Origin of the sequence: Empedobacter sp. GD03739 (assembly GCF_029843245.1) — a bacterium.
Classification (GTDB): Bacteria; Bacteroidota; Bacteroidia; order Flavobacteriales; family Weeksellaceae; genus Empedobacter; species Empedobacter falsenii_B.
The window spans coordinates 47,125-55,506 of record NZ_JAOCHX010000023.1; the positions used below are offsets into that span (position 1 = coordinate 47,125).

7 protein-coding genes are annotated in these 8,382 nt (G+C 29.4%); 6 read left to right on the plus strand and 1 reads right to left on the minus strand.

Going from position 1 to position 8,382, the window contains the following annotated elements; all coding sequences use genetic code 11:
* The first annotated feature begins 49 nt into the window (after positions 1–49).
* The 6 genes from N5E64_RS09230 to N5E64_RS09255 all read left to right on the plus strand — a co-directional run bounded on the left by N5E64_RS09230 (position 50) and on the right by N5E64_RS09255 (position 5,635).
* The gene (locus tag N5E64_RS09230) at positions 50–400 is read left to right on the plus strand and encodes a 4Fe-4S dicluster domain-containing protein (RefSeq protein WP_114999046.1); all 351 of its coding nucleotides are present in this window, start codon (positions 50–52) and stop codon (positions 398–400) included.
* Between the two features lie 163 nt (positions 401–563).
* Positions 564–773 (plus strand): hypothetical protein, encoded by a 210-nt coding sequence (locus tag N5E64_RS09235; protein WP_280037216.1) that lies wholly within the window; start codon positions 564–566, stop codon positions 771–773.
* Complete coding sequence (locus N5E64_RS09240) at positions 770–1,237, plus strand: hypothetical protein (RefSeq protein WP_280037217.1); 468 nt, start codon at positions 770–772, stop codon at positions 1,235–1,237. Before N5E64_RS09235 ends, N5E64_RS09240 begins: the two co-directional genes overlap by 4 nt.
* 5 nt (positions 1,238–1,242) lie before the next feature.
* A complete protein-coding gene (locus N5E64_RS09245; RefSeq protein ID WP_280037219.1) occupies positions 1,243–2,910 on the plus strand; it encodes an ABC transporter ATP-binding protein in 1,668 nt (555 codons plus the stop codon).
* Between the two features lie 12 nt (positions 2,911–2,922).
* Positions 2,923–4,236 (plus strand): HlyD family secretion protein, encoded by a 1,314-nt coding sequence (locus N5E64_RS09250; protein WP_125349676.1) that lies wholly within the window; start codon positions 2,923–2,925, stop codon positions 4,234–4,236.
* A complete protein-coding gene (locus tag N5E64_RS09255; protein ID WP_185144165.1) occupies positions 4,220–5,635 on the plus strand; it encodes a TolC family protein in 1,416 nt (471 codons plus the stop codon). The genes N5E64_RS09250 and N5E64_RS09255 overlap by 17 nt, the downstream gene beginning before the upstream one ends.
* Before the next feature lie 130 nt (positions 5,636–5,765).
* On the opposite strand, the gene N5E64_RS09260 is transcribed toward N5E64_RS09255, so the two are convergent.
* Positions 5,766–8,114: a T9SS type B sorting domain-containing protein gene (locus tag N5E64_RS09260; RefSeq protein WP_280037221.1), complete on the minus strand. Its 2,349-nt coding sequence runs from the start codon at positions 8,112–8,114 to the stop codon at positions 5,766–5,768.
* Between the last annotated feature and the right edge of the window lie 268 nt (positions 8,115–8,382).

Consider the following 8,382-nt stretch of genomic DNA (forward strand, 5'->3'; position numbering starts at 1 on the left):
TAAATGTAATTTTGTAGTTGCAAATGTAGGAAATAAAAAAACAGATACAATGGCTATAATTATTACAGATGAATGTATAAATTGTGGAGCTTGTGAGCCAGAATGTCCAAATAACGCGATTTATGAAGCTGCGGTAGATTGGAAATATTCTGATGGAACTTCTCTTAGCGGAACAATTGTAAACGTAGACGGCGCAACTTTTGACGCTGATGCGGTGCAAGATCCTGTGAGTGATGAGGTTTATTACATTGTTCCCGATAAATGTACTGAATGTAAAGGTTTCCACGAAGAACCACAATGTGCGGCAGTTTGTCCGGTGGATTGTTGTGTGCCTGATGATAACCACGTAGAAAGCGAAGAGCGCCTTTTGAGCAAAAAAGCGTTTATGCACTTAGAGTAAAATCGTCACAACTTTACATATCATAACCTCGACTTTTAGAAGTCGAGGTTATGATATGTTCAATTTTCTAATCACATTTTAATATTATTCTAATCGGATAGTAATACTATTATAGCGTATAGTCTTGTATTTTTGATAGGAAAGATTAAATAAATAAAAACGGATGAATTTTCAGTTGAAATTCAGTGTAAACGAAAAACTATATCTTAAAAATCCAGAAAGTAGCGAAGTTGGAAAAACTATTGTAAAACAAGCAATAGAGCTGATTTTTGAAACAGGATTTGAACATTTTACATTCAAAAAATTGGCGGTAAAAATAAATTCTACAGAAGCTACAATTATCGTTATTTTTCTTCAAAATATAAATTATTGACCTATATTTTGAATTGGTATTGGTCTTACATTGAATTTATTTGCGAATTAAAAACGAAAGAGATTAAAAACTCATTAGAAAAATTAGATAAGATATTAGAGATTATTACACATTATGATAATTCTTGTGAAGAAGTGGAAGATTATAATATAAAGAAGCTTCATACCATTGTAATATCAGAAAGTAGTAAATCTTATCTCGTAAAAGAAGTAGATAAAATTTGTAAAGAAATGGTTTTTGCTCCATTAGAAAGTCTTTGCAAATTTATTGCGGTAATCATAGAAGAAGTTAAAGGAGATTTTCCTTATCCTTTTTCTTTAGCAAGTACATTATTAGAAACTGCGCACGATCAACATTTTTTTAGTGAACATTTACCTAATCTTACAGATAATCATCAAGAACAGAATCACACAGTTTATGTGTTAGATTATTTAAAATATATTACGTCAAACTTTATCAAATAAACACAATGGCATCAATATCAGCAAGCGAACACGGTAGAAAACTGCTTCGCTATATTACAAAAGAGAAAAAAGATGTAACAAATATTTATTTCTATGCAATACTAAATGGACTTGTGTCTTTAAGCATTCCGTTAGGTATACAATCTATTATTGGGTATGTGTTAGGAGCAACAATGGTTACCTCTATTTATATCCTGATTTTCTTTGTTGTAATCGGAACTTTCTTTGTAGGATATTTTAGATTGAAAGTAATTGAAATTATCGAAAAAATTCAACAAAAAATATATGTAGAATTTTCGATGGCTTTCGCAGATAAATTACCTAAAGTAAACTTATCAACTACTAGAAAGTATTATTTACCAGAGTTAATGAATAGATTTTTTGATATTCAGAATTTTCAAAAAGGAGTTTCAAAAGTTCTTTTAGAAATACCAACGGCATTAATCCAAATTCTGTTTGGTATCTTATTATTAGCTTTTTATCACCCTTGGTTTTTAGCATTTGGAGGACTTGTAGTTATATCTATTGTTATGATATTTTACTACACAATGGAAAGTGGAATAAAATCTAGTATAGAAGAAAGTGATAAGAAATATGAAACGGCAGCTTGGATAGAAGATGTCGCAGCTTCTGTAAAAACATTTAAAATACATTCAGAAAAAGGAACGCATCTTATTGGAACAGATGACCGTGTTTCAGATTATTTAGATGATAGAACTTCTCACTTTAAAGTACTAGTTTTCCAATACAAAACAGTAATTGCCTTTAAAGTAATAATTACGTTTACAATGTTAGCTATAGGTACTTACCTTATGTTGGATCAGCAATTAAATATTGGGGCATTTATTGCAACAGAAATTGTTGTTTTAACAATTATGGCCGCTGTAGAAAAGTTAATTGTTAGTTTAGAGAGTTATTATGATATGATTGCTTCTTATGCTAAGCTTACTAAAGTAACAGAATTAGACGAAGAAGTTGAAGGAGATATAGAACTTTTATACAAAAAACAAGGAACAACAATTGAGTTTAAAGATGTAGAATTTGCCTTTAATGATAGTCCTAAAATTTTAGACAATATAAACTTTAAACTTCAAGAAAATACATTAACAGTAATAACAGGAAAAACAGGTACTGGGAAATCACTTCTTTTAAATATGTTGGCTGGTTTTTACGAATCGAGCTCAGGAAGTATTCTTTACGATAAAATTCCATTGAAAAACTTAAATAAGAAACATTTCAGAAGTAGTGTTGGACTTTATTTAGAGAGTGCAAAACTTGTTCAAGGAACTGTTCAAGAAAATATTCTTTTAGGAAATACACAAAGCAATACACAAAGTATTATAGAACTTTCTGATGAATTAGGAATAGAAAATATTTCTAATTTATTTAGTAAAGGTTTTGCAACAGAAATTAGCGAAACAGATTCGGAACTTTCATTTAGTTCTAAAAAGAAAGTACTTCTTCTTCGTTCATTATTAGGAGAAAAGAGATTATTGCTTTTAGAGAATCCTATGAGCGGAATGTCAGATCAATTTCAAGAAAAAATGATTGAGTATTTAAATGGCTTAAAAAAGCATACAACTATTGTTGTTGTGTCGTCGAATAATAAGCTTATCCGATTTGCAGATCAACATCTTCATTTAGAAGATGGAACACTTAAAGTTATTTCATAAAAATTAAAGAAAATGCAACTAAAATCATTCGATAAAATATATCAAATTCGTAAAAAATCGAGAGTTAAAAGATGGTTTTTATTCATTCTTTTAGCCGGAATTGTTACGTTGTTTCTTCCTTGGACACAGAATATAAAAGTTAAAGGAAATGTTTCATCTTTATATCAATCTCAGCGTCCACAACAATTAAATTCTCCAATTCCTGGACGAATTATTAAATGGAATGTAAAAAATGGAGATTATGTTTCTAAAGGAGATACACTTTTACAACTATCTGAGATAAAAGAAGATTACATGGATCCTTTGTTAGTACAGCGTACAGAAGAACAAGTGGATGCAAAAATAGGCGTAAGAGAATTTTATAGAGCTAAAGTTGGTACAGCAAAAAATCAATTAGAGGCTTTAAATGCAGCTAGAGATTTAAAATTAAATCAGGTTAAAATTAAAATTAGTCAGTTAAATAACAAATTAGTTGGAGAAGAAGCTGAATTAGTTGCAGCAACAAATGAGCTAAAACTTTCTGAAGATCAGTATGCAAGACAAAAGAAAATGTATGATGAAGGTTTAGTTTCATTAACACAATTTCAACAAAGAAGTATTTCTTATCAGAATTCGATTGCGAAGAAAACAGCTTATGAGAATAAAGTTTCACAAACGAAACAAGAAATCATTAATACACAAATTGAGCAAAATGCTGTAACACAAGATTACAATGAGAAATTAAGTAAAATTGAAGGAGAGCGTTTTCAAAGTATGGGACAAATTGAAGGAAGTGATGGAGATATTGCAAAACTTCAAAATCAAGTTGCGAATTATAAAGCAAGACAAGGTTTATACTTTATTATTGCTTCTCAAGACGGTCAAATAGTTCAGTTGAACAAAGCTGGTATTGGAGAAGTATTAAAAGATGGAGAAAACATTGGTACTATTGTTCCTACGAAAGTAGATTATGCTGTAGAGATTTATGTTCGACCAGTAGATTTGCCATTGGTAAAAGAAGGACAGCGTGTAATGTGTATTTTCGATGGTTTTCCAGCAATTGTTTTCTCTGGTTGGCCAGATTCTAGTTATGGTGTTTTTTCAGGAAAAGTTGTTGCTGTAGAAAGTAATATTAGTCCAAATGGTCTTTTTAAAGCATTGGTTATTGAAGATAAAAATGAGAAAAAATGGCCAACAAAAATTAAGATGGGAACAGGAACACAAGGAATTGCAATTCTTAACGATGTTCCTATTTGGTACGAGTTATGGCGAAATATAAATGGATTTCCACCAGATTACTACGAGGTTGCAAATACAAAAACAACAAAAGATGAAAAAAGTAAATAAGGTATTCCTTGTTTTAGTTTTATTAATTTCTCACTTTAGTTTTGGACAGGATTCTTTAAAAATATCTTCATCAGAATTTATTTCAGTGGTGAAGAATTATCATCCACTGGCTTTAAAATATCAACTTCAGAATAAAATAGCATTGGAAGAAATAACAAGAGCAAGAGGTGGTTTTGATCCTGTTTTAGCAGCAAAATTAGGAGAAAAGAATATTGATGGAACAAGGTATTATGAACAAAAAAATATTGAACTAGGTATTCCGACTTGGTATGGAATAGATATTAATGGTAGTTACAATCATATACAAGGAGATAAATTAAGTAATACAGAAACTGTTGGAGGTTTATTTCAATTTGGTGTAACAATTCCTTTGGCTAAAAACTTATTGTACGATAAAAGAAGAGCAATGTTAGATCAGGCAAAATTTGCACTGAAAATGACAGAAGCTGAGCAAACGGTTTTAACAAACGACCTTCTTTTAGAAGCAGAAAATACCTATTGGGAATGGGTTCAGAATTTTGAAATTTATAAATTAAAATCTGAAATTGTTGACATTAATAAAGAGCGTTTAGATTTTACAAGAAAAACATTAGATTTTGGAGAAGTACCTGCTATTGATACTATAGAAGCACTTTCTCAGTTGCAAAGTTTTGAATTGCAACGACAAGATGCTTTTTTAAATTTTGTAAAAAGTACACAGCAGCTTCAGTTATATTTATGGAAAGATAATCAACAACTGTATGAGCTTACAGCAATGATTTATCCTTCGGATGGATTAGAAAATCATTCAGCTTATTCTGATTTTGAGTTTTTAATTGACGAAGTAGAATCTCAAGAATTAGATGCGCATTCATCTATTTTATATTACAATCAAAAACAAAATATCTTAGAAAGTGAACGAAGATTAAAATTTCAGAGTTTTCTTCCTAAAATAGATTTTACGTATAATTTCTTTACGAAAGAGGGGTACTCAGCCGATTATTTACCATTCTTTGATAATAATTTTCAATATGGTTTAAAGTTAGAAATTCCGATATTTCTACGAGAAGCAAGAGCAAATTATGAAATAGCTAAAATTAAGCTGAATCAGAATGCTTTAGATACTCAGATAAAAAGTAGAGAGTTAGATGTTAAAATAGAGACCTATAAAAATGAAATTTTAAATTTTCATACTCAAATAAATCTTTCTCGAAATAATCTGCAAAATTATAGAAAGCTTTTAGATGCAGAAGAAACAAGGTATGGAATTGGTGAAAGTTCACTCTTCTTAATTAATTCACGCGAAAATAAAGTTATAGATGCTCAAGAGAAATTTATTTCTATTCGAACAAAATTTCTAAAAAGTTTTAATAAACTAAAATGGTTGAAAGAAAATTTTTTAGTTGCAACTACAAATTAAGGCATAATGCCTATTTATTATTTTCGTATTTGTTTGATTTATAATTTATTTATATTGAAAAATATAAGATTAAATTCTTTCAATTACTTGAAAAGTAAAAATTCCACTTCAAAAATGAAGTGGAATTTTTTTATTTATTCTTTAATAATATAGATCCTTGTAATTTATTTGGCACACTAGAATTTAATTCATTCCATTGCGCGAAGAACCAATAACTATCGGACGGTAATGGCATTACATTCAAATATTTTCCATTCCAAATAAATTGATTACTTAAAGAACCTTCAAAAATATTTTTTCCTTGTCTGTCAAAAATTCTAAAAACAGGATTTTCTTTGGTTGCTAAGAATGAGAAATCAACTTTATCATTCAAGCCATCACCATTTGGAGAAATAAAAGTATAAAAATCAGGAATAATAAACGTAGAACTTTTTATACATCCCTCTACAGTTTGTATTTCAATTTTATGAGAGCCTTTTGATACATTACTGAATATATTTGTGCTTACCCATTCTAATTCATCTATTCTGTAAAGAATAGGACTATTTCCGTTTATAACATTTACTAAAACATCATTCTTCGTAATATTTAAACTAATTCTTACAGGTTCACAAGGATCTGGAGCAGGAATTGTTTCAAAGGTATTGGTAGAACAAGAAACTGCTGGTCCAACAGTATTCGTAGCAGTTACTTTTACATAGTATGTTGTTGCGTGAGAAAGAGTAGTGGTAAGTGTAAAATTATCTACATCACCAACATTGTAATTATTTAAAATATCATTCCCATCAATAGTTGTTCCTATTGTAATTAGATACGCTGTTGCATCAGTAACTTTATTCCATCTAATTGTAGGAGTTAATGATACATTCTTTTCTCCGTTTGCAGGAGAATTTACAGTTGTACAAGTAGGTGCTGTTGGAATCTTTTCTGTCTTAAATCTATAAATTTGACAGTTTTCCTTTAAAATACCAATAAGTGTATTTTCTGGTTGTATTGAAACACTGTACCAAGTATTTGGTTTTAAGTCTGTAGTTATTCCAGTATAATTTATTGTACTAATAGAAGAATCTATTACCGTAGCTGTAACTACACTCGCTCCAAGTTCATCTGTAATTTTAAGTCTGTATTGACTAGCATTAGCAATTTTATTCCAAGAGATTATTGGTCTTAAGGTTACATTTTCCTCAGTGTCGTATGGCGAAATAATAGTCGGACAGTCGGGGAAAAATAGCTCACGATCAAATGTTAATTCGTAAGCACCTAGATCGACAGAATTTCCGTAATGTCTATTTCTTTTGTCTAAATCATGGAATAGAGAAGTAGCCCCACCAGCAACCTGTTGAAACAATTCTTCTTTACCAGCATTAAGTGCAGGACTAGGAATTTGTAAAGTATAATCACTATTATTATCAACAAAAAGAGGATCAATACCAATTAAATTATTAGAAGCAGAATATTCTTCTATAATATTGTTTGTAATATCATTTGTGAAAGAAGAAGAACCAATCGTTTCTGCTGCAATATCTTTTTTAAAGTCAGTAGATTTAGATGTGTTTAGATAGAAAATACTATTTACAACAGTTGTTTTAGAACCATCTTTAAAAAGAATAGCTGAGTTTGTATTTTTTACAAATGTAGCATTCGTTATAGCTAAGATATTTGCATTGTAAATAGCTCCACCATTAATTGATGCTTTATTGTTACTAAATAAAGAACTTAGAATTTTCAATTCATGATTACTTCCATTGTAAATACCACCTCCAATTTTTGCCGTATTATTCATGAAATGAATTCTATTTAAATAAGTTTTAGAAGTAGGTGTTGCGTAAATACCAGCACCATTTTCTTCTGCAGTATTATTAATAAAATAAATGGCAGTTAGATTAATATCGCTATTATCATTGTAAATTCCACCACCATTTCTAGTACTATAATTATTTTCAAAATTTAATTTTGTATCAAATCCAATACTATTTCCTGCAACTTGCTCCATCTCTAAATTAGTATCTTTAATATATAATGCAGCACCATTTAAATAGGACTTATTACCTGAAAAAGAAAAATTATCAATAACAGCTTTTTTAGAATTATTAACATACAATGCACTTGCATTAGTACCATTTGTAGAAGTGTAGTAGCTGTCTTTGAAATCAACAAAATCAAAATAAAAATCATCTACATTATTCACGTAAACAGCACTTGTGTTAGAGATATTAGTGTTTTTTACAATAATGTCTTTAAAATTTAATTTAGGAGTATTGATTACAGATATAGCACTACCTTCCTCTGATCTTGTTGTTAGATTAGCATTTTGAATGGTAAATGTGTTTAATTCAACTGTTCGATTATTCTCAAAACTGAATATTTTTGTTATGTTTTGACCATCGATAGATGTTAGTGTAGCATCACTAGAAACAATTTCAATAGGATTTCCTGTTTCGGGATCAATCTCATAAGAATATCCACCTGTAATTTTCACAGTTTGATAATTATTGAAATTAATCTTTTTATTAGTTTTTAAAATACCTTTGTAAAGTTTAACTTCTATAAAAAATCTATTGGTACTTGAATTTACTAAGTCAGCTAGGTTATCAAAAGACATAGCATTATCCCAGTTAGCTCCAGAACCATTTCCTGTTCTAGCTTCTCGAACATAGTATTATCCGAAAACATAATATGACAATACTATTTTTCTCTAAATTGCCTATTTATAAGGTTTTATAGAATGTTAAAGTTTCAATTTGAAG

Coding starts and splice junctions, on each gene's coding strand:
- N5E64_RS09235 (WP_280037216.1), top strand. CDS start 564: ATGAATTTTCAGTTGAAATTCAGTGTAAACGAAAAACTATATCTTAAA.
- N5E64_RS09245 (WP_280037219.1), top strand. CDS start 1,243: ATGGCATCAATATCAGCAAGCGAACACGGTAGAAAACTGCTTCGCTAT.
- N5E64_RS09250 (WP_125349676.1), top strand. CDS start 2,923: ATGCAACTAAAATCATTCGATAAAATATATCAAATTCGTAAAAAATCG.
- N5E64_RS09230 (WP_114999046.1), top strand. CDS start 50: ATGGCTATAATTATTACAGATGAATGTATAAATTGTGGAGCTTGTGAG.
- N5E64_RS09255 (WP_185144165.1), top strand. CDS start 4,220: ATGAAAAAAGTAAATAAGGTATTCCTTGTTTTAGTTTTATTAATTTCT.